Raw genomic sequence first — 19,948 nt, 5'->3', positions numbered from 1 at the left:
TCGGCATGACCACGCCGCGTCGCCTCTGTTGCGACGCACACGAACCATTCGCTGGCCGCTGCGTTGTTGCGCACGGCTTGGAAGACGTGAAGGGGGCTGGATGATGGCTGGCGGGAAATGGGTCTACACCTTCGGTGACGGCAAGGCCGAGGGTGAGGCGGGGATGAAGAACCTGCTCGGCGGCAAGGGCGCAAACCTGGCCGAGATGAGCAATCTGGGACTTCCCGTGCCGCCCGGCTTCACCATCACCACCGAGGTCTGCACCTGGTATTACGACAACGGCAAGCAGTTCCCGCCGGAGCTCGACGCCCAGGCCAGGGCGGCGCTTGCCGAGATGGGCCGCCTGACCGGCAAGACCTTCGGTGATCCGGCCAATCCGTTGCTGGTTTCGGTGCGCTCGGGTGCCCGCGCCTCGATGCCCGGCATGATGGACACCGTCCTCAATCTCGGCCTGAACGACATCACCGTCGAGGCCGTGGCGCAGGCGTCCGGCGACGCCCGCTTCGCCTGGGACAGCTATCGCCGCTTCATCACGATGTATTCCAACGTCGTGCTCGACGTCGACCACGGCGATTTCGAGGAGGCGCTGGAGGACTACAAGGAGCGCAAGGGCTTCCATCTCGACACTGATCTCGGCGCCGAGGACTGGAAGGTGCTGGTCGGCAAGTACAAGGCCATCGTCCGCAAGGCGCTGGGCAGCGACTTCCCGCAGGACCCCGAAGCGCAGCTCTGGGGCGCGGTCGGCGCCGTCTTCTCCTCCTGGATGAATGCGCGTGCGATCAAGTATCGCGAGCTGAACGGCATCCCGGCCGCCTGGGGCACGGCGGTCAACGTCCAGTCGATGGTCTTCGGCAACATGGGCGACACCTCGGCGACCGGCGTCGCCTTCACCCGCAACCCCTCCACCGGCGAGAACGCGCTCTATGGCGAGTTCCTGATCAACGCCCAGGGCGAGGACGTCGTCGCCGGCATCCGCACCCCGCAGGACATCACCGAGACCGCCCGCAAGGAAGCCGGCTCCGACAAGCCCTCGATGGAACGCGAGATGCCGGAGGCCTATGCCGAGCTCTGCCGCATCTACGGCATCCTCGAGAAGCATTACCGCGACATGCAGGACATGGAGTTCACCATCCAGGAGGGCAAGCTCTGGATGCTGCAGACAAGGTCCGGCAAGCGCACCGCCAAGGCGGCGCTGCGCATCGCGGTCGAACTCGCGACCGAAGGGCTGATCTCGCAGGAGGAGGCTGTTCAGCGCGTCGAGCCCGGCGCGCTCGACCAGCTGCTGCATCCGATGATCGATCCCAAGGCCGAGCGGCGTATCCTGACCACCGGCCTGCCGGCCTCGCCCGGCGCCGCCGCCGGCGAGATCGTCTTCAACTCCGACGATGCCGAAAACGCCAAGAAGGCCGGCCGCAAGGTCATCCTGGTGCGCGTCGAGACCTCGCCGGAGGACATCCACGGCATGCACGCCGCGGAAGGCATCCTGACCACCCGCGGCGGCATGACCTCGCATGCGGCGGTGGTGGCGCGCGGCATGGGCAAGCCCTGCGTCTCGGGCGCGGGCCAGATCCGTGTCGACTACGCCAAGGGCACGCTGACGGTCGGCGCGACGACGCTGAAGGCCGGCGATTTCCTCACCGTCGATGGCGGCACCGGCCAGGTGCTGCTCGGTGAGGTCAAGATGCAGAAGCCGGAACTCTCCGGCGAGTTCGCGACGCTGATGGGCTGGGCCGACAAGGTCCGCCGCCTCAAGGTCCGCGCCAATGCCGAGACCCCGGACGATGCCCGGACCGCGCGCGAATTCGGCGCCGAGGGCATCGGGCTTTGCCGCACCGAACACATGTTCTTCGAGGAGGGGCGCATCCAGTCGGTGCGCGAGATGATCCTCGCCGGGGACGACCGGGGCAGGCGCGCCGCACTCGCCAAGCTCCTGCCGATGCAGCGGCAGGATTTCGTCCAGCTCTTCACCATCATGCAGGGCTTGCCGGTCACCATCCGCCTGCTCGATCCGCCTCTGCACGAGTTCCTGCCGCATGGCGAGGCCGAGATCGCGGCCGTCGCAACCGCGCTCGGCGTGACGCCGGATGCGCTGAAGCACCGCGCCGCCGAACTGCACGAGTTCAACCCGATGCTCGGCTTCCGCGGCGTGCGCCTCGCCATCGCCTATCCCGAGATCGCCGAGATGCAGGCCCGCGCCATCTTCGAGGCGGCGGTCATCGCCGCCAGGGAGACCGGCAAGGCGGTGATCCCGGAGGTCATGGTCCCGCTCGTCATGGGCGTGGCCGAGCTTGATCTGGTCAAGGCGCGCATCGACGCCATGGCCAAGGAGGTCATGGCCGAGAGCAAGGTCGCGCTGACCTATCAGGTCGGCACCATGATCGAACTGCCGCGCGCCGCGCTGCGTGCCGAGGAGATCGCCAGGAGCGCCGAGTTCTTCTCCTTCGGCACCAACGACCTGACCCAGACCACGCTGGGCATTTCGCGCGACGATGCCGCCTCCTTCCTCGGCGCCTATACCGCCAAGGGCATCCTCGCCGCCGATCCCTTCGTCACCATCGACCAGGAGGGCGTCGGCGAGCTGGTGAAGCTCGCGGCCGAGCGCGGTCGCAAGGCGCGCCCCGACATCAAGCTCGGCATCTGCGGCGAGCATGGCGGCGACCCGGCCTCGATCGGCTTCTGCGAGAGCGTCGGGCTCGACTACGTCTCCTGCTCGCCCTTCCGCGTCCCGATCGCAAGGCTCGCGGCAGCGCAGGCGGCATTGGGGGCCGTGCGGGCCAAGGAGGGCTGAGGCCAAGGCACCATGCATCGGCGCGTCGGCGGAGATCGGCGCGCCGCGGGTGCAGGTTCGAGCATCGCGGCGGGCTAGGGCAACGTCACCGCTTCGCCACCGCCTGCGCCGCGAGCGCCGCGATCTGGCGCAGCCTCGCCTCATAGGTTTCCAGCGCGGGCGGTTGGCCCATCTTGGCGCCGATCGCAGCCTGCGACAGCGTCTCGACGATCGCCCCGGGTGCGAGCGATCCGAGCGCAATCTCGCCCTTGGCCGCGGCCTCCGTCAGGAGCATCGTCGCATTGGCGGTGAAGATGCCCTCGAACGCCTGGATCTCGCGCAGCGCGATGCTCGCCATCACCGCCTTGAGCTCGGCCAGGTGCTCGCCATCGCCGAAGGCGGCATAGCTCGCGCCGAACTGCGCCAGCATCAACGCTTCGAGTTTATCCGGAAAGGGCAGGGGCCGGGCCATCACCGCTTCGGACAGCGTCGCGATCCGGGCGCCGAAGCGCTCGATCATCGCGCGGAAGACGTCGTCCTTGCCCTTGAAATGCAGGTAGAGCGTCGCCTTGGCGAGGCTGGCCTCGCGGGCGATGTCGTCCATCGAGCTGCGCTTGAAACCGTAGCGCGCGAAACGCCGCAAGGCCGCATCGGCGATCTGCTCGATCCGGGTCCTGGCCTCGTCCGGCGCTGCCGGGGAACATTCTCGTGAGCTGCTCATTCTCACTCTTGACGAATTCCAGTCTTTGCGCGACTCTACCAACTAGACTGAATTGATCCAGAAAGTCCAATTCAGGCGAAAATCTAATTCAGGCGGTTGCGTTCGCGATCGCCTGTCGACGCTATGCCGGAATGGGTTCGCAGATAACCCCCGCGGCAGGGCGACGTTCCGCTTCTTCACACGGCATTTTGAATCCGCGAGGCAGCCATGGCCCATACACTCACCGTCAATGGACGCTCCCAGAGCGTCGATGTCGACGCCGACACGCCCCTGCTCTGGGCCATCCGTGACAATCTCGGCCTGACCGGCACCAAATTCGGCTGCGGCGTCGCGCAATGCGGCGCCTGCACCGTCTGGATCGACGGCCAGCCGGTGCGCTCCTGTGTCACGCCGGTCTCGGCGGTCGAGGGGCCCGTCACCACCATCGAGGCGCTGGACGGCAAGGAGGCGAGGGCGGTCCAGGCCGCCTGGGACAAGATCGACGTGCCGCAATGCGGCTACTGCCAGTCCGGCCAGGTGATGAGCGCGGTCGCGCTGCTGAAGCAGAACCCGAAGCCGAGCGACCGCGACATCGATCTCGCGATGAACGGCAACATCTGCCGCTGCGCCACCTATGCCCGCATCCGCACGGCGATCCACGCCGCCGCCCGCACGCTGGAGGGCTGAGCATGACCGTCCATGATCTCACCCTTTCGCGCCGCTCGCTTCTGGCCGGCGCCGGCGGCCTCGTCATCGCACTGCAGCTTCCGAAAGCGGCTCGCGCCCAGTCCGGCGCGGCCCAGGCCTTCCGCCCCGGCGGCGCAGCCGCCTTCGCGCCCAACGCCTTCATCCGCGTCGCGGCCGACGACAGCGTGACCGTCCTGGTCAAGCATATCGAGTTCGGCCAGGGCCCGTTCACCGGCCTGGCGACGCTCGTCGCCGAGGAGATGGATGCCGATTGGGGCCAGATGCGCGCCGCGCATGCGCCCGCCGACGTCAAGCTCTACGCCAACCTCGCCTTCGGCGTGCAGGGCACGGGCGGCTCCACCGCCATGGCCAATTCCTTCGAGCAGATCCGCAAGGCGGCAGCGACCGCCCGCGCCATGCTGGTGCAGGCCGCGGCGCAGGCCTGGAAAGTGCCGGCTGGCGAGATCACGATCGATGCCGGCGTGCTGAAGCACGCAACGGGCAAGCAGGGCCGCTTCGGCGAATTCGCCGAGGCAGCCGCGAAGCTCTCGGTGCCCGACAATGCGCCGCTGAAGCAGCCGGCGCAGTTCAGGTTGATTGGCAAGGAAGGTGCCGTGAAGCGCCTCGACAGCGCCGACAAGGCCCGTGGCAAGGCGCAGTTCACCATCGACATCAGTGCGCCCGGCATGCTGACGGTGGTCGTCGCCCGGCCGCCCCGCTTCGGTGGCAAGGTCGCGAGCTTCGACGCGACTGATGCGCTCAAGATCAAGGGCGTCGTCGACGTCAAGCAGATCGGTTCGGGCGTTGCCGTCTATGCGCAGGGCATGTGGCCGGCGATCAAGGGCCGCGAGGCGCTGAAGGTCGTCTGGGACGAGAGCGAGGCCGAGACGCGTGGAAGCGCCGAACTCGTCGCCGAGTATCGCGCACTCGCCCGCACGCCGGGCACCGTCGCCGGTCGCCATGGCGATGCCGAGGCGGTTCTCGCCAAGGCCGAGCGGGTGATCGAGGCCGAATACGTCTTCCCCTATCTGGCTCATGCACCGATGGAGCCGCTCGACGGCTATCTCGAATGGAATGCGCAGGGCGCGCTCGCCCGCTTCGGCAGCCAGTTCCAGACGACGGAGCACCAGACCATCGCGACGGTGCTCGGCCTGCCGCCGGAGAAGGTCCAGCTCGAGACCATGCTGGCGGGCGGTTCCTTCGGCCGGCGCGCGCAGGTCAGCCAGCATCTGGCGGCGGAGCTCGCCATGTGCGCCAAGGCGATCGGCCCGAACCGGCCGGTCAAGCTGGTCTGGACCCGCGAGGATGATCTGACCGGCGGCTATTATCGCCCGCTCTTCGTCCACCGTATGCGCGGCGCGGTGAAGGACGGCAGGATCACCGCGTGGACCAACAGCATCGTCGGCCAGTCCTTCTTCCTTGGCACGCCCTTCGAGGCGATGACGGTGAAGAACGGCGTCGATGCGACCATGGTCGAGGGCGCCAACGAACTGCCCTACGAGGTCTCGGATTTCCGTTGCGAGGTTCACACCGCCAAGGTCGGCGTGCCGACGCTGTGGTGGCGTTCGGTCGGGCACACCCATACCGCCTATGCGGTCGAGTGCTTCGTCGACGAGCTGCTGCAGGCCGCGGGGCAGGACCCCGTCGCCGGCCGTCTTGCCATGATGGGCAAGGAGCCGCGTCTGGCCGGTGTGTTGAAGGCCGTCGCCGAGCTGGCGAAATGGACCGGCCCCGACGCCGGCAACGGCCGAGCGCGCGGCGTCGCGGTGGCGGAGAGCTTCGGCTCCTTCGTCGCCCAGATCGCCGAGGTCTCGGTCGGGCAGGACGGCGAGCCCAAGGTCCACAAGGTCTGGTGCGCGATCGATTGCGGCATCGCGGTCAACCCCGACGTCATCCGCGCGCAGATGGAAGGCGGCATCGGCTTCGGCCTGGGCCACGCCCTCTATGGCGAGGTCACGCTCGACAAGGGCAGGCCGGTCCAGACCAATTTCGACACCTACCGCTCGCTGCGCATTCACGAGATGCCGGAGGTCGAGGTCAGGATCATCGCCTCGACCGAGAAGCCGACCGGCGTCGGCGAACCCGGCGTGCCGCCGATCGGGCCGGCTGTCGCCAATGCGCTGGCGCGGCTCGGCCAGGGCCGCCCGCGTCAACTGCCGATGGTCGGAGGGATGGTGTGATGTTGCGCCAGACGCTTCTCGCCGCCGTCGCGGGGCTCGGGCTCGCCCTCGGCGGTACCGCTCTCACCGTCGCCCAGACGGCCACTCCGCCGGCCGGCACATTGCAGCCTCCGGAGAGCTTCCAGTCGATCGGCCAGCGCGAGGCGCGGTCGGCGGCGCTCTTCACCGAGATGGGCAAGGTCCTGCAGCATCCGCGCTGCGTGAACTGCCACCCCGCGACCGAGCGGCCGCGCCAGACCGATGCGCAGCGCCCGCACCAGCCGCTCGTCGTGCGCGGCAAGGACGGGCACGGCGCGCCGGGGATGGTCTGCTCGACCTGCCACGGCAAGGAGAACTTCGATCCGGCGCGCGTGCCGGGCGACGGTCACTGGGCGCTGGCGCCGGCCTCGATGGCCTGGGAGGGCAGGACGCTCGGCCAGATCTGCGAGCAGATGAAGGATCCCAACCGCAATGGCAGTCGCGATATGGCTGCGCTGATCAAGCATGTCGCCGAGGACACGCTCGTCGGCTGGGCCTGGCGCCCCGGGCCCGGCCGCCAGCCGGCGCCCGGCACGCAGGACCAGTTCGGCGCGCTCTTCAGGGCCTGGGCCGAGACCGGCGCGGTCTGCCCGCGCTAACGCCTGACCAGGCGCAGGCGGCTCGCCGCCTGCGCGCTGTCTGCGCCCAGCGAAAGCAGCAGCGCGGGGAGCTGTGAGGCGGGGCGGGGTTCGCTGAACAGGAAGCCCTGCACCTCCGTGCAATGCTCGGAGCGCAGGAAATCGAGCTGCGCTTCGGTTTCCACGCCCTCGGCGGTCGTGACGATGCCGAGGCTTCCGCACAGGCCGGTGACGGCCTTGATGATCGCGCGGCTTTCCTGCTCGTTGCCGAGGCTCGCGACGAAGGAGCTGTCGATCTTGATCTTGTCGAACGGCAAGCTGCGCAGATAGCCCAGCGACGAGCAGCCGGTGCCGAAATCGTCCATGGTGATCTTCACGCCCAGGGCTTTCAGCCGGAGCAGGGTCGACATGGCGGCGTCGATGTCCTCGATCAGCGCGTTCTCCGTGATTTCCAGCTCAAGCCGTTGCGGTGCGAGCCCCGATTCGCGCAGGGCGCGCCCGATCGCCTCCGACAGGCCGCGATGGCCGAGCTGCACCGGCGAGATGTTGACCGAGACGCCGAGATGCTCCGGCCATGTCGCCGCCTCGGCGCAGGCCTGCATCAGGACCCATTCGCCGAGCGGCACGATCAGGCCGATCTCCTCGGCGAGCGGAATGAAGTCCGCAGGTTGGATCTGGCCGCGCTCGGGATGGTTCCAGCGCAGCAGTGCTTCGAAGCTGACGAGTTCGCGCGTGCTCGCCTTCATCAGCGGCTGGTAATAGACCTCGAATTCACGCTCGGCCGTGGCGCGGCGCAGCGCTACCTCCATCAGCCGCCGCTCCTGCATGCGTGCATGCATCGCGGGCTCGAAGAAGCAGAATCGGCCGCGGCCTTCCTCCTTGGCGCGGTAGAGAGCCATGTCGGCGTTCTTCAGCACCCGGTCGGGATCGTCGCCGGGGTTGATCAGCGCGACGCCGACGCTGGCACCGATGACGACCTGATGGCCGAACAGATCATAGGGTTGGCTGAGCTGCTCGACGAGCCGCGCCGCCAGCGCCGACGCGCCGACCGGCTGCGCCACGCCTGTCTGAGCGATCGCGAATTCGTCTCCTCCGAGCCGGGCGACGGTGTCGCCCTCCCGCACCAGCGCGCCGATGCGCTCCGTCACGGCGCAGAGCAGGGCGTCGCCGGCTGGATGGCCGAGCGTGTCGTTGACCTCCTTGAAACGGTCGAGATCGATGCAGAGCACGGCTTCGGGCTGGCCGCGCGAGACGCGCATGACCGCCGCCTCGATCCGTTCCTTGAAGAGCAGCCGGTTCGCCAGGCCGGTGAGGGCATCGTGATGGGCCATGTGAGCGATGCGCGCCTGGGCCTGCCGGCGCGCATCGACGTCCTCGAGCACGCCGACCCATTCGTCGATGCTGCCATCCTCGTGCTTGATCGCGACACCGCGTTCGCGCACCCAGCGCCACTGCCCGTCGGGTGCCGCGATCCGGAATTCGACGTCGAGAGGCGCGCGCATGGCGCGGGCCTCTCCCCATACGGCGTCGGCGACGGCCCGGTCGGCCGGGTGGATGCTCTCCAGCCATGCCGTCCCGATCGCGGCCGCTTCGGGCTGGCCCGTCAGCTCGGACCAGCCGGTCACCGAGATGATGGCGCCGGCGCTGTCGCGTCGCCAGAAGACGAGCGCCCCGACCTCGGCCAGCGCACGGTAGCGGCGTTCGCTCGCCGCCAGCGCGCCCGCGATGCGTCGCTCGGCCTCGGCCCGCCGGCGCAGCGAACTCTCCGCGCTTTCGATGTTGGCACGCAGCGCCTCGAATTCGGCGATCGGCGAGGGCGGGACCGTCATGGGCGCGTCGAGATGCTCGTCGGCGGTGACGACCTTCGCATGCTCGGCCAGCGCCTGGACGGGGCGAAGCACCAGGCGCGCGAGCCAGGTCACGGCCATGAGCGCGAGCAGGATCGCGATGCCGCTGCCGATCGCGAGACCGACCAGAGGCTGCTGCCAGCGGGCATCGAACGTCTTCAGCGGCTCGCCGACGACGACGACCCAGCCCGGCGTTCCCTGCAATTGCTGGAAGGCGAAGATCACCGGCGCCCCTTGGGTCGTCAGCGCCCTGAAGCTGCCATGGCTCGCGCCGACGGCCTTGAGGTTGTTCCAGTCCGGCACGGTGCTGCCGATATAGCGCTCGGGATCGCGCGAGCGCGCCACGATGCGCCCGGTCCCGTCGGTGACCGCGACGAGGATTCCGCTCGGCGTCGCATCCCGCTGCTGGAGGGAGCGCACGAGCCGGTCCGGTGGGATGATCAGGCTCAGCACCTGTCCGGCCGTGTCGCCACGCCCCGGCGCCACCGCGATGGCGACGTCGGGAGCCGCGCCCGGCGCGGTCGTGAACAGATCGGAGATGACCGTACGCCCCGGGACGGCGGCGGCGCGCTTCACGAGGTCGCGGGGAACGCCGGCGCCAGTCAGCCCGTCGATCCCGGCGCCGGCCTCGCCGAAGGCGCTGCCGGCGACGATCCGCCCGCCGAGCCTGGCGCTGATGCCATCGAGCCAGCCCTGCAGCTCGTCCGCCCCGCCATTCCAGGGGGCCGGGGCGCTCGCCAGGGCGGTGAGGACGGCTGAGTTATGCTCCAGCTCGCTTTCGACCGCGCGCGCGAGCGTCCGCGAGGTGTCCAGCAACTGGGCGGTCGAGGTTTCGCGAAAGGCCGAGCCGGCGCGCCAGACCGCGATGGCGGCCGCGCCGATGGAGGGCGCTAGCGCGAGCAGGATCAGGGCGAGCAGATAGGTGCGCAGCGGGCGTCGTGCGGCCGGCGACGAGGGGCCGCGAAAGCGGGATGGCCAGGGCGCGGTCGAGGGCGCGGTCGGTGGCACGGTCGGTTCCTTCGGCGATATCGGACCGGCAGCCTGCCTCGGGCAGTGTCAAGAACTCGCTTACGGCGCGGCATTGTGCTGGCGACGCGGCAGGTCGCGGCGGCGTTTCGCTCGCCGCGGTGAAGCGTTCGTTGACCGGATCGGTAAATTTCGCGTTGCAGCACGCCGGGCGTCGCCGCCGCTGGACCCGCATTGCAATTTGTGCTAGCCCAACCCATGTAAGACGAGATGCGGCCGGGTTCTGGCCAATCCTCCGCGCGGGTTCTCCCGGTCGGCGGGCACGAATCAGATCCACCACACATCGACTACAAGGCCATGGCAGGCGTCCGCGCGTCGAGCCGTGTCTTCACCACATACGCGGATCTGAAACGTAAGGACTACCTTCCATGGATAAGGGCACCGTCAAGTGGTTCAACGCCACCAAGGGCTACGGCTTCATTACCCCTGAGAACGGCGGGCAGGACATCTTCGTCCACATCTCCGCCGTCGAGCGGGCCGGCCTGCGCGAACTGGTCGAAGGCCAGGTCGTTTCCTATGAGCTGATCGCCGATCGCAAGACCGGCAAGTCCTCGGCCGGCAACCTCGCCGTCGCCTGAGACTGACGATCATCGACCGGGCAGGCGCGTCTCGCGCCCGCCCGGCTTTTCCAGAATAGACACTCTCGAAGACCCCTTCCGGCGCTGTGGCTTAGCGGTTCGCCGGCAGGACAGATTCAATATTCAAGGCCGGGCGCAATCCGGCGGCACAGCCGATACCCACATGTGCCCCTTGCGTCGCGGCGTCCAGAAAGTCCTGTTTTGACTCAATTCACCGACCTCGGCCTGGCCGAGCAGCTTCTCAAGGCGCTCGCCTCCGAAGGTTACACGACGCCCACGCCGATCCAGGCACAGGCGATCCCCCCGATTCTCCAGGGCCGCGACCTTCTCGGTGCCGCCCAGACCGGCACCGGCAAGACCGCCGCCTTCGCGCTGCCGCTGGTGCACCGCCTGCTGACCCAGCCGCGCCGCATGGAAACGCGTTCGGTGCGCGCGCTGATCCTGTCGCCGACCCGTGAACTCGCGGCCCAGATCGAGACCTCGATCCGCGCCTATGCCCAGTTCACCACGATCAAGTCGACCGTCGTCTTCGGCGGCGTGCCCGTCGGCAAGCAGATCCGCGCGCTCGGCCAGCATGTCGACATCCTCGTCGCCACCCCCGGCCGCCTGCTCGATCTCGTCGACCAGCGTGCCGTCTCGCTGCGCGAGATCGAGTACCTCGTCCTTGACGAGGCCGACCAGATGCTCGATCTCGGCTTCGTCCACGCGCTGCGCCGGATCGCCACGCTGATCCCGAAGAAGCGACAGACGCTGCTGTTCTCGGCGACGATGCCGAAGCCGATCCGCGAGATCGCCTCCGCCTATCTGAGCGACCCGGTCGAGGTTTCGGTCGCGCCCGTCGCGACCACGGCCGAGAAGATCGACCAGCGCGTCATCTTCACCAATCCGGGCGACAAGCCGGCGTTGCTGGCGAAGACCCTGAGCGTTCCTGAAATGGAGCGCGCCATCGTCTTCACCCGTACCAAGCATGGCGCCGACAAGGTCGTCCGCCAGCTCGAGATCTCCGGCATCAAGTCGGCCGCGATCCATGGCAACAAGAGCCAGGGCCAGCGCGAGCGGGCACTCGGTTCCTTCCGTGACGGCGAACTGCGCATCCTCGTCGCGACCGACATCGCGGCGCGCGGCATCGATGTCGACGGCATCAGCCATGTCGTCCAGTTCGACCTGCCCAACGTGCCCGAGACCTATGTCCACCGCATCGGCCGCACCGCGCGCGCCGGCGCGTCTGGCATGGCGATCGCCTTCTGCACGCCCGAAGAGCGCGGCGATCTCGCCTCGATCGAGAAGCTGACCCGCATCGCCATCACGCCCATGGGCGAGGTGCCGTATTGGGACGGCCGCACGCCGAAGAAGCCGCCGCAGAACCAGGGCCGCGGCGGACGCGGCCAGCAGGGCGGCGGCGGTCGCGACCAGGGCAGGCCCCAGGGCGAACGCCAGGGCCGGCCGCAGGGTGCCAAGCCGGCTCATGGCGGTGGCCAGCGTTCCGAGGCTTCGCGCAATGATGCGTCGCGCAACGACAGGCCGCAGCGCAGCGAGGCTCCGGCCCAGCGAAAAGACGGTGGTTCCGCCAAGGAAGGGCTTGGCGGCGTCGCGTTCTTGCAGCAAAGAACACAGCAACCACGCACCAACGGCGCCCGGCGGCGCGCGAACTGACGCGCGAGCAAGCTGATAGCGGGCAGGGTCGATCCACGGGATCGGCCCGTTCCCAGCGCCAACGGGCACACGAAGGACGACAGAATGGCTAAAGAAGAACTGCTGGAATTCGACGGTACGGTGGTCGAAGTGCTGCCGGACGGCAATTACCGGGTGAAGCTCGACAACGAGCACGTGATCCTGGCCTATGCGGCCGGCAAGATGAAGAAGAACCGCATCCGCACGATCGCCGGGGACCGCGTCGTCGTCGAGATGTCGCCCTACGATCTTGATCGCGGCCGCATCAATTTCCGCCAGAAGACCGCCGGCCCCGCTCCGGGCGGCCCACCGCGCAACCAGAACTTCCGTCGGCGCTGAGCCCGGCATGCGGTTCACGCGCGCCGAACTGGTTTTCGTCGCGTTCGGTGCCGGCCTCGGCGCGATCGTCTCTGCCGTCGTCAAGGCAGGCTGGATCGCGCCCTCGGCGACCTTTCCGCCCTTCATCCTCGTTCTGCTGGGGCTGGGCCTCTCCGAAATCGTCGCCGGCTTCGCGCTCGGCCGTTCGCCCGGCAGCCTGATCGGCATGCCGGCGCGCATGCTCGCCTTCCTGCTCGGCGTCGGCGTGCTCGCGCTGCTGATGGGCGGGCTGGGATAGCGGCGCTTGCCGCTCGCTGCGCAAGCCCCGCCGCTTTTCCTCCGCGCCGTCTCGGAAAACCCCATAAAAAAACCCCGGCGTGAGCCGGGGTTTGAGTGGTCTTTTCCGTAGTCAAAGGGTCTGCATGTAAAACTCAGTAGCCAGCCTTCTGCCAGTGCTGCGAGCCGGGGCTCACCAGCACCTTGCGATGGCGGGTTTCGTAGGTGGCAGGGATGATCTCGTGCACGACCTGGGTCGGCTGCACCATCACCCTGCGCTGCCGCTGCGTGTAGACAGCGGGGATCGTCTCATATTCCACGGTCGCCGGCGTGACCTCGACGGTGCGCTGGCGGAAGCCGTATTGCGGCTCGTCATAGACCCAGCAGCCGGTGGTGCGGCCATGGACGTCGGTGGAAACCTCCCAGCGCTTGCCGCCGGGCGAGATCACCACCTTCTCGGAGACCGAGGAATACTGGGCCGCGACATGATGCGGAATCTGGCGCGCCGGCTGGATCATCACCTTCTCGGTGACGTAGTCGTAGCGTGCCGGGACGACGCGGTGGCGGGTCTGCGATCTGCGCACGAGCTGCGTCTCGGCGATCGTGTCGTAGACCGGCGGCGTCTGGACGAGGTTGTAGCAGGCCGTGCCCTGGCAGGGCGCCGGACGGCAGGAGGAGCCGAAGCAGCCCCCGGCCTGCGCGGCCGTCGAACCCAGCAGCAGCGCGGCCGAAAGAGCCGAGGCCGCGAACGCCGAAACGGTGAGAACCTTGTGCGTCATGCCGACAACCTGTCCCGCAACCCTGTGCGACGTCTTGCGCCGCTCGTTGGCCGGAGGAAGCCGGGAAACAGTGATGAACGCAAGGTAAACGCCGAAACAAGGTAAAATTAACCAAGCCGGTGCCGGGCTGTGGATTCACGCAGTTTGACGTTGCGTGAAGCGGACAGGTCGCATTTGAGCGGATTTTGCGGGGTTTTGGGGGGCTTTCCCATCGCACCGGGCCGTCATTCCGGACAAGCCGCGCAGCGGTGCCGCTCCGGAATCCATCGCGGAGCGCCGGAGCCTTTCGATGGATCCCGGGTCAAGCCCGGGATGACGAGGAGCGTCCGAGCGTCATTTACTTTGCGGAAGCTTTCAAGTCTGACCCGGCCGCAGCTTGTAGAAGACGTGCTGGCCGATCGTGTCCATCTTCTTGAGCTTCTTCGCCCAGTAGGGCCGGACATATTGCGCGTGGTAATGCGTCGAGGCGCCGACTTCGGGCATGTAGGTCGTGCCGTCATAAACCTCGCGGGCGATGCGGACCGCGTCGCGCCACGGCGCCGGCTCGGTGATGCGCAGCGATTTGCCCTCGCAGGTGAAGGTGAACTGGCAGGCGAGGTAGCGGTTGCTGTTCTGGTAGACCACGCCGCAGACGCTGTCGGGGTAGAGCCCGCTCTTGACCCGGTTGAGCACGACCTGCGCCACGGCGGCGCGGCCCTCGTCGGATTCCGAGCGCGCCTCGAAATAGACCGCTTCCGCCAGGCAGCGCTGCTGGCGCGCCATGTCGTTGGCGGCGATCAGCCCGGTATAGATCTCGCGGGGGCCGGGGTCGGCCTTGGCCGTGCGGCGCTCCGGCGAGGACGGCGCGCGCGCGATCAGGCCGGGCCGCTCCGGCACCACCGGCGGTGCCAGAGCCGGCACCAGCGTCGTCACGCTGTAGGAGACCGCCGGTGTCGACGAGGCCTGCGCATTTGCGGAAGCGACGCCGGGCGTCGCGCCGTCGATCGTGCGCGGCACCGCGCCATAGCGATGGACGGATGCCAGCGCATCGGGCGAGGCGTCGGAGAGGGCGGGATCGGTCAGGCCCTGGTCGTCGGCATGGGGCTCGAAGCCGACCGGGGGCCCGATGATGCCCTCGGCCTCGCGCATCGCTTCCAGCGAGAAGCCGCCCGAGATCAGGCCGGGCTGGTTGTCGCCGAAGACGACGCGTTCGAGTTCGCGCGGGGCCTTGGCCGAGATGCTCGGCCGCAGCTTCGGGAGTGGGTCACCCTTGGCGCTGCGGTCGACCTCGGGGAAGCCCCCGGCAGTGCGCTTCATCTCCTCGCGCGGCTGGCGCGGATCGATCGCGACGCGGCGCTCTGGATCGTCGAAGGAGAGATGCGCCTGCCGGATCGCCGAGGACAGCGAAAGACCGGGCAGGCGGAAGGCGCTGGCCGCGATCAGCATCGACGGCCCTTCCTCGAGATCGGAGGCGGGGCCGGGTTCGCTGCGCAACAGCGCCGTCGATGGCAGGGTGTCGAGGCTGAAATTCTGGCCGGCCGAGGCGGTGAACGACACCAGCAGCCCCACCGAGAGCGCCCAGGGCGCAACCGTCGCCAGGGCCCATTTCAGCCCGACCGACCCGATGCGTCTCGTACGCTTGCGCAAACGCAGATGACTCAAACCAACACACCCGGTTCGGACACAGGGGAGCGAACGGCGCGCAACCGGCGCGCTTTCGCGTCGTTCCGTTATCACCCCGGTAGGGTTGAGCGGCGGTTAACGCGGCGGCCGAAACGGTTCCGTCGCGCGCCTTCCATGCAATCGCGTGATGCGCCATGCCACGAATTCGCGTTGTCGGACCTCGGTGATCGGCGGTAACGTGCAGCCACACGTCCCTCTGCAGGCTTCCGGAGATTCGCCATGAGTGTCACGCCGCGTGCCGCCCCGGGGCGAAGCTATGCGCCCGAAATCATCGTCGCGGCCGGCTGCCTGATCGCGCTGATCACCTTCGGCCCGCGCGCCAGCGCCGGCTTGTTCCAGATCCCGATGACCGTGCAGTTCGGCTGGGGGCGCGACACCTTCGGGCTGGCGCTGGCGATCCAGAACCTGCTCTGGGGCCTCGGCGCGCCCTTCGCGGGCGCCATCGCAGACCGCTTCGGCACCGTGAAGGTGCTCTGCACCGGTGCGCTGCTCTATGCGATCGGCCTCGTCGTGATGGCCCATGCGACCACGCCGCTGCAGCTTCATCTCGGTGCCGGCGTGCTGATCGGCTTCGGCCTCTCTGCCTGTTCCTTCAACCTCGTGCTCGCCGCCTTCGGCAAGCTGCTGCCCGAGTCCTGGCGCCCGATGGCCTTCGGCGCGGGCACGGCCGCCGGCTCCTTCGGCCAGTTCCTCTATCCGCCGATCGGCAACATCCTGATCGAGCAGATCGGCTGGAACCAGGCGCTGATCATGTTCGCGCTGACCCTGCTGCCGATCCTGCCGATCTCGATCTTCCTCTCGACGCGCAAGCTCGGCGGCGCCACCCAGGCCTCGGCGGCGAACCTGCCGAACCAGTCGATCCCGCAGGCGCTGGCCGAGGCCTTCAAGCACAAGAGCTACGTCTTCCTGGTGCTGGGCTTCTTCACCTGCGGCTTCCAGCTCGCCTTCATCACCGTGCATATGCCGGCCTATCTCAAGGATATGGGCCTGCCGGCCTGGGTCGGCGGCTGGACGCTGGCGGTCATCGGGCTCGCCAATGCGGTCGGCTCGCTCTCCTCGGGCTGGCTCTCGACGCGCATGCCCAAGCGCCATCTGCTCGCCTGGATCTATCTTGGTCGTTCGGTCGCGATCGCCGCCTTCATCCTGCTGCCTGCGAGCCCGGCGACGTCGATCTGCTTCGGCATCGTCATCGGCCTGTTCTGGCTCTCGACCGTGCCGCCGACCTCGTCCCTGGTCATGCTGATGTTCGGCACGAAATACATGGCGATGCTCTATGGCTTCGCCTTCTTCTCGCATCAGGTCGGCGGGTTTCTGGGGGTCTGGCTCGGCGGCATCCTCTACGAGGCGTCGGGCTCCTACATCATCGTCTGGTGGCTCTCGGTCGCGCTCGGCATCGCCTCGGCGCTGATCAACCTGCCCATCGTCGAGAAGCCGGTCCAGCGCATGACGCCGCAGCCGGCCTGACATCCCGCTGACGAAAGGCGGACGCCGCGCGGGCTTGCCGCGCGGTCGGAGCTGCGTATCTCCTGTCGGCACGGATGGCGAAGAGGAGATGCCGATGTCCAGCTTCAAGGCCCTGGTCGCGACCAAGGGCGAGACCGGCCCCGACCTCGCCTTCACCGAGCTCGACGAGAGCGAGCTGATGGAGGGTGACGTCACCGTCCGCGTCACGCATTCGACGGTCAACTATAAGGACGGCCTCGCCTTGACCGGCCGGGCCCCGGTGATCCGGCGCTGGCCGATGATCCCGGGCGTCGATTTCGCCGGCCGGGTCGAGACCTCGGAGCATCCTGATTTCAAGCCGGGCGATCTCGTCGTCCTCAATGGCTGGGGCACGGGCGAGACGCATCTCGGCGCCTATGCCCAGAAGAGCCGCGTCCGGGGCGACTGGCTGGTGCCGCTGCCCGCTGGCCTGAACCCGGACGAGGCGATGGCGATCGGCACCGCCGGCTACACCGCGATGCTCTGCGTGCTGGCGCTGGAGAAACACGGGCTGAAGCCGGCCGACGGCCCGGTCGTGGTCACCGGGGCTGCCGGCGGCGTCGGCTCGGTCGCGGTCGCGCTGCTGGCGAAGGCCGGCTGGCATGTCGTCGCCTCGACCGGCCGGCCGGAGGAGGCGGACTATCTCAAGGGCCTCGGCGCTGCCGAGATCATCGACCGCAACGAGCTGTCGGGACCTGGCCGCCCTCTCGCCAAGGAGCGCTGGATCGCCGGCGTCGACGCGGTCGGCTCGCATACGCTGGCCAACCTGCTGTCGATGACGAAATATGGCGGCGCCGTCGCCGCCTGCGGCCTGGCGCAGGGCATGGACCTGCCGGCCTCGGTCGCGCCCTTCATCCTGCGTGGCGTGGCGCTGCTCGGCGTCGATTCGGTGATGTGCCCGAAGCCTCGCCGCCTCGAAGCCTGGGCCCGGCTGGCGAGCGATCTCGACCGGGAGAGCCTAGCCCTGATGACCACGCGGATTCCGCTCGCGGATGTGATCGAGACCGGCAGGGCGATTCTGGATGGCAAGGTGCGCGGGCGGGTCGTGGTGGAGATCGGCTAGAGCGTGCGGCGATTTCTCGGAAACGCTCCGTCATCCCGGGCTTGCTTCGGGATCCATCGGAGCGCTCCGGAGCCTTGTGCTGGATCCCGGAGCTGCGCAGCTTCGCGGCTTGTCCGGGATGTCGGCCTGTTTCCGTGCGAAATCAGCGAGCTTCTACCGCCTACTCGTTCGTCCCCTCGATCAGGCCGCGCCGCTTCGCCAGTTCGCCGCCGACAAAATCCATGAAGGCGCGCACGCGCGGCGCGTTGCGGATGTCGGGATGGGTCAGGATCCACAGGCCGGTGGAGAAATCCGGGTCGGGCGGCAGCAGCCGAACCAGCCCCGGCCGCTGATCGGCGATGAAACAGGGCAGGGGGCCGATGCCGAGGCCCTGTTCCACCGCCTCGGCCAGGCCGAGCACGGCCGAGCTCTTCAAGGCGATGCGCTCCGGCGCGACCTTGTCGCGGACATAGCGCGCTGCCTTGACATGGCCGAGCTGGTCTCCGAGCGCGACCCAGTCGCGCGCGAACAGGCTGGCCGGGCCGTTCGCGTCGGGCGGGGCAGGCCCATCTCCGGCGCGGCCATAGATCGCCCAGTTCAGCGTCGCGAGCCGGCGGCCGACCAGCGTCTCACCCGGCGCATCGCTGGCACGGATGGCGATGTCCGCGTCGCGCTTGGACAGGTTGAGCGGCTGGTTGCCGATCACGATGTCGAGCCGGATCGCCGGATGAGCTGCTCGGAAAGCCGCGAAGATCGGCAGCAGCAGGTTGAGATAGAGCGTGTCCGTGGTGGTGACGCGCAGCTCGCCGGAGGGCGCCACGTCGCGCCCGGCGAGGCGCCGGCTGAAGGCCGCGACATCCTCCTCGACACGGCCGGCCAGCGCGGCCATCTCGACGCCGGCGGCGGTCGCGACATAGCCGGTCTTGCGGCGCTCGAAGAGCTGCAGCCCGACATGCTCCTCGATCTGCCCGAGGCGGCGGAACACGGTCGAGTGGTTCACGCTGAGCGCAGCCGCCGCGCCTGTCAGCCCGCTATGGTCGGCAATCGCCTTGACCAGCCGGAAATCGTCCCAAGCGAGATTGGCATGCATCGGCGGCGGTGTCCTCGAGTCCGGGCAGGCAAGCCGAAATCTTGCGGGAATGCAAGGCGGTCCTGGCAAGACTGTCTCGGCAGTACCGCCTCGGCGCGTGTCAGCGTGGCGCGGCGGCGCGTCGGAGACGGTCGTTGATCGCCTCGCCCAGCCCATGCTGCGGAACGGGCGCGATGGCGATCGTGACCGGGCCGAGCGCATCGAGACTTCGCAGATGGCCGAAGAGGTTCGCCGCTGCCTCGCCGAGATCGCCTGACGGGCTCAGATTGAGCGCAGGCCGGCCGGCCGTGGCGCCGTCGGGGTCGGCCCCGAAGCCGAGCCAGGCTTCGCCGGGGCGGGGAACCTCCGCGTCGAGCCGCACCCGCGCCGCGGGGGCGTAGTGCGAGGCGAGCAGCCCGGGCGAGATCGGCGCCATGCCGGCGTCCCCCGCCAGCACCAGCGGCCGCCCGATCACGCCCTCGATCGCGCTGCGCGGCACGCCGCCCGGCCGCAGCAGCCTGGGCGCGCCATCGAGGCAGGCGACGATGGTCGATTCCACACCGACCTCGGTCGGCCCGCCGTCGATCACGGCATCGATCCGGCCGTCGAGATCGGCCAGCACATGCGCGGCGCTGGTGGCGCTGATGCGGCCGGAGCGGTTGGCCGAGGGCGCGGCGATCGGCCGTTCCGCCGCTTGCAGGATCGCATGGGCAAGTGGGTGCGAAGGTACGCGCAGCGCGACCGAAGCCAGCCCGGCGCGCGCGAGCTCGCTGACCTCGCAGCCCGGCGAGATCGGCACGACGAGCGTCAGCGGTCCCGGCCAGAACGCCTTCGCCAGCGCCAGCGCACTGGCGTCGAACAGCCCTTGCCGGCGGGCCGCCGCGAGGTCGGGCAGATGCGCGATCAGCGGGTTGAAGCTCGGCCGCTCCTTGGCGGCATAGATGCCGGCGACGGCCGCGCCCGAGGTCGCGTCGGCGGCGAGGCCATAGACCGTCTCGGTGGGCAGCGCGACGAGCTTGCCCTGACGCAGCAGTTCGGCCGCGCGGGCGATGCCGTGTGCATCCGCCCCGAGCCGTTCCGTCACGCGGCCGGAAGCCTGATCCTGCTTCAAGAAACACCCATTGCCGGGCCTGCCTGCCCGATTGACCCAAAACAGTTTACAACTAAACTATATCCAGCGCCTGACCAAAGTCGTCCTCGCCTGCGCGTGGCATCGGGGATAGTTCCTCGCTACCATCGCGGCAACGTCAAAAGCAGGCTTGACCGGA

Annotated in this window: 16 protein-coding genes; 10 read left to right on the top strand and 6 right to left on the bottom strand. The window is 68.7% G+C overall.

The genetic code is table 11. The features are described 5' to 3' along the window. Positions 1 to 100: 100 nt before the first annotated feature. On the top strand, positions 101 to 2,788 hold the full coding sequence (ppdK, locus tag C8D03_RS01855) for a pyruvate, phosphate dikinase (RefSeq protein WP_465246423.1): 2,688 nt from the start codon (positions 101 to 103) through the stop codon (positions 2,786 to 2,788). A gap of 85 nt (positions 2,789 to 2,873) precedes the next feature. Here the strand turns inward: ppdK and C8D03_RS01850 are convergent, their stop codons facing one another. Next, positions 2,874 to 3,488 (bottom strand): TetR/AcrR family transcriptional regulator, encoded by a 615-nt coding sequence (locus tag C8D03_RS01850; protein ID WP_108044742.1) that lies wholly within the window; start codon positions 3,486 to 3,488, stop codon positions 2,874 to 2,876. Positions 3,489 to 3,695: 207 nt separating this feature from the next. Between C8D03_RS01850 and C8D03_RS01845 the strand changes: the two genes are divergently transcribed. The 3 genes from C8D03_RS01845 to C8D03_RS01835 are packed head-to-tail and all read left to right on the top strand — an operon-like array spanning position 3,696 to position 6,951. Further along, positions 3,696 to 4,154 carry a (2Fe-2S)-binding protein gene (locus tag C8D03_RS01845; protein WP_108044741.1) on the top strand — a complete coding sequence of 153 codons (459 nt, stop codon included), beginning with the start codon at positions 3,696 to 3,698 and terminating at the stop codon, positions 4,152 to 4,154. A gap of 2 nt (positions 4,155 to 4,156) precedes the next feature. Further along, the gene (locus C8D03_RS01840; RefSeq protein ID WP_108044740.1) at positions 4,157 to 6,334 is read left to right on the top strand and encodes a xanthine dehydrogenase family protein molybdopterin-binding subunit; all 2,178 of its coding nucleotides are present in this window, start codon (positions 4,157 to 4,159) and stop codon (positions 6,332 to 6,334) included. Next, on the top strand, positions 6,334 to 6,951 hold the full coding sequence (locus tag C8D03_RS01835) for an Isoquinoline 1-oxidoreductase subunit (RefSeq protein ID WP_108044739.1): 618 nt from the start codon (positions 6,334 to 6,336) through the stop codon (positions 6,949 to 6,951). Before C8D03_RS01840 ends, C8D03_RS01835 begins: the two co-directional genes overlap by 1 nt. Here the strand turns inward: C8D03_RS01835 and C8D03_RS01830 are convergent. Further along, positions 6,948 to 9,785, bottom strand: a complete 2,838-nt coding sequence (locus C8D03_RS01830; RefSeq protein ID WP_108044738.1) for a bifunctional diguanylate cyclase/phosphodiesterase — start codon at positions 9,783 to 9,785, stop codon at positions 6,948 to 6,950. The genes C8D03_RS01835 and C8D03_RS01830 overlap by 4 nt on opposite strands. Positions 9,786 to 10,171: 386 nt before the next feature. Between C8D03_RS01830 and C8D03_RS01825 the strand changes: the two genes are divergently transcribed. The 4 genes from C8D03_RS01825 to C8D03_RS01810 all read left to right on the top strand — a co-directional run bounded on the left by C8D03_RS01825 (position 10,172) and on the right by C8D03_RS01810 (position 12,668). Beyond that, positions 10,172 to 10,381 (top strand): cold-shock protein, encoded by a 210-nt coding sequence (locus tag C8D03_RS01825; protein ID WP_108044737.1) that lies wholly within the window; start codon positions 10,172 to 10,174, stop codon positions 10,379 to 10,381. Positions 10,382 to 10,582: 201 nt separating this feature from the next. Further along, on the top strand, positions 10,583 to 12,034 hold the full coding sequence (locus tag C8D03_RS01820) for a DEAD/DEAH box helicase (protein WP_108044736.1): 1,452 nt from the start codon (positions 10,583 to 10,585) through the stop codon (positions 12,032 to 12,034). Between the two features lie 84 nt (positions 12,035 to 12,118). After that, entirely contained in the window at positions 12,119 to 12,391 is a 273-nt protein-coding gene (gene infA, locus C8D03_RS01815; protein WP_056795444.1) for a translation initiation factor IF-1, read from the top strand. Positions 12,392 to 12,398: 7 nt separating this feature from the next. Further along, positions 12,399 to 12,668, top strand: coding sequence for a hypothetical protein (locus tag C8D03_RS01810; RefSeq protein ID WP_108044735.1), 270 nt, complete (start codon positions 12,399 to 12,401; stop codon positions 12,666 to 12,668). Positions 12,669 to 12,801: 133 nt separating this feature from the next. On the opposite strand, the gene C8D03_RS01805 is transcribed toward C8D03_RS01810, so the two are convergent. Together C8D03_RS01805 and C8D03_RS01800 are read right to left on the bottom strand one after the other, a co-directional pair. Then, positions 12,802 to 13,425, bottom strand: coding sequence for a hypothetical protein (locus C8D03_RS01805; RefSeq protein WP_108044734.1), 624 nt, complete (start codon positions 13,423 to 13,425; stop codon positions 12,802 to 12,804). Between the two features lie 354 nt (positions 13,426 to 13,779). Further along, positions 13,780 to 15,066, bottom strand: coding sequence for a cell wall hydrolase (locus tag C8D03_RS01800; protein ID WP_248308314.1), 1,287 nt, complete (start codon positions 15,064 to 15,066; stop codon positions 13,780 to 13,782). 240 nt (positions 15,067 to 15,306) lie between these two features. Between C8D03_RS01800 and C8D03_RS01795 the strand changes: the two genes are divergently transcribed. Both C8D03_RS01795 and acuI read left to right on the top strand, forming a co-directional pair. Then, positions 15,307 to 16,551: an MFS transporter gene (locus C8D03_RS01795; protein WP_108044733.1), complete on the top strand. Its 1,245-nt coding sequence runs from the start codon at positions 15,307 to 15,309 to the stop codon at positions 16,549 to 16,551. A gap of 94 nt (positions 16,552 to 16,645) precedes the next feature. Further along, positions 16,646 to 17,632, top strand: a complete 987-nt coding sequence (gene acuI, locus C8D03_RS01790) for an acrylyl-CoA reductase (NADPH) (RefSeq protein WP_108051075.1) — start codon at positions 16,646 to 16,648, stop codon at positions 17,630 to 17,632. Between the two features lie 160 nt (positions 17,633 to 17,792). Here acuI and C8D03_RS01785 read toward each other — a convergent pair whose 3' ends face one another. Then, positions 17,793 to 18,701 carry a LysR family transcriptional regulator gene (locus C8D03_RS01785; RefSeq protein WP_108044732.1) on the bottom strand — a complete coding sequence of 303 codons (909 nt, stop codon included), beginning with the start codon at positions 18,699 to 18,701 and terminating at the stop codon, positions 17,793 to 17,795. 100 nt (positions 18,702 to 18,801) lie between these two features. Next, complete coding sequence (locus C8D03_RS01780) at positions 18,802 to 19,791, bottom strand: L-threonylcarbamoyladenylate synthase (RefSeq protein ID WP_108044731.1); 990 nt, start codon at positions 19,789 to 19,791, stop codon at positions 18,802 to 18,804. Positions 19,792 to 19,948 lie beyond the last annotated feature (157 nt).

It is taken from the genome of Bosea sp. 124 (genome assembly GCF_003046175.1).
Lineage (GTDB): Bacteria > Pseudomonadota > Alphaproteobacteria > Rhizobiales > Beijerinckiaceae > Allobosea.
The sequence above is the reverse complement of the archived record's forward strand: the minus strand, read 5'-3'. Positions and strand labels throughout refer to the sequence as shown.

Bases quoted from the DNA above. Each gene is read 5' to 3' on its own strand.
- infA (WP_056795444.1), top strand. From the start codon at position 12,119: ATGGCTAAAGAAGAACTGCTGGAATTCGACGGTACGGTGGTCGAAGTG.
- C8D03_RS01825 (WP_108044737.1), top strand. From the start codon at position 10,172: ATGGATAAGGGCACCGTCAAGTGGTTCAACGCCACCAAGGGCTACGGC.
- C8D03_RS01785 (WP_108044732.1), bottom strand. From the start codon at position 18,701: ATGCATGCCAATCTCGCTTGGGACGATTTCCGGCTGGTCAAGGCGATT.
- acuI (WP_108051075.1), top strand. From the start codon at position 16,646: ATGTCCAGCTTCAAGGCCCTGGTCGCGACCAAGGGCGAGACCGGCCCC.
- C8D03_RS01850 (WP_108044742.1), bottom strand. From the start codon at position 3,488: ATGAGCAGCTCACGAGAATGTTCCCCGGCAGCGCCGGACGAGGCCAGG.
- C8D03_RS01840 (WP_108044740.1), top strand. From the start codon at position 4,157: ATGACCGTCCATGATCTCACCCTTTCGCGCCGCTCGCTTCTGGCCGGC.
- C8D03_RS01835 (WP_108044739.1), top strand. From the start codon at position 6,334: ATGTTGCGCCAGACGCTTCTCGCCGCCGTCGCGGGGCTCGGGCTCGCC.
- C8D03_RS01795 (WP_108044733.1), top strand. From the start codon at position 15,307: ATGAGTGTCACGCCGCGTGCCGCCCCGGGGCGAAGCTATGCGCCCGAA.
- C8D03_RS01805 (WP_108044734.1), bottom strand. From the start codon at position 13,425: ATGACGCACAAGGTTCTCACCGTTTCGGCGTTCGCGGCCTCGGCTCTT.
- C8D03_RS01810 (WP_108044735.1), top strand. From the start codon at position 12,399: ATGCGGTTCACGCGCGCCGAACTGGTTTTCGTCGCGTTCGGTGCCGGC.
- C8D03_RS01845 (WP_108044741.1), top strand. From the start codon at position 3,696: ATGGCCCATACACTCACCGTCAATGGACGCTCCCAGAGCGTCGATGTC.
- ppdK (WP_465246423.1), top strand. From the start codon at position 101: ATGATGGCTGGCGGGAAATGGGTCTACACCTTCGGTGACGGCAAGGCC.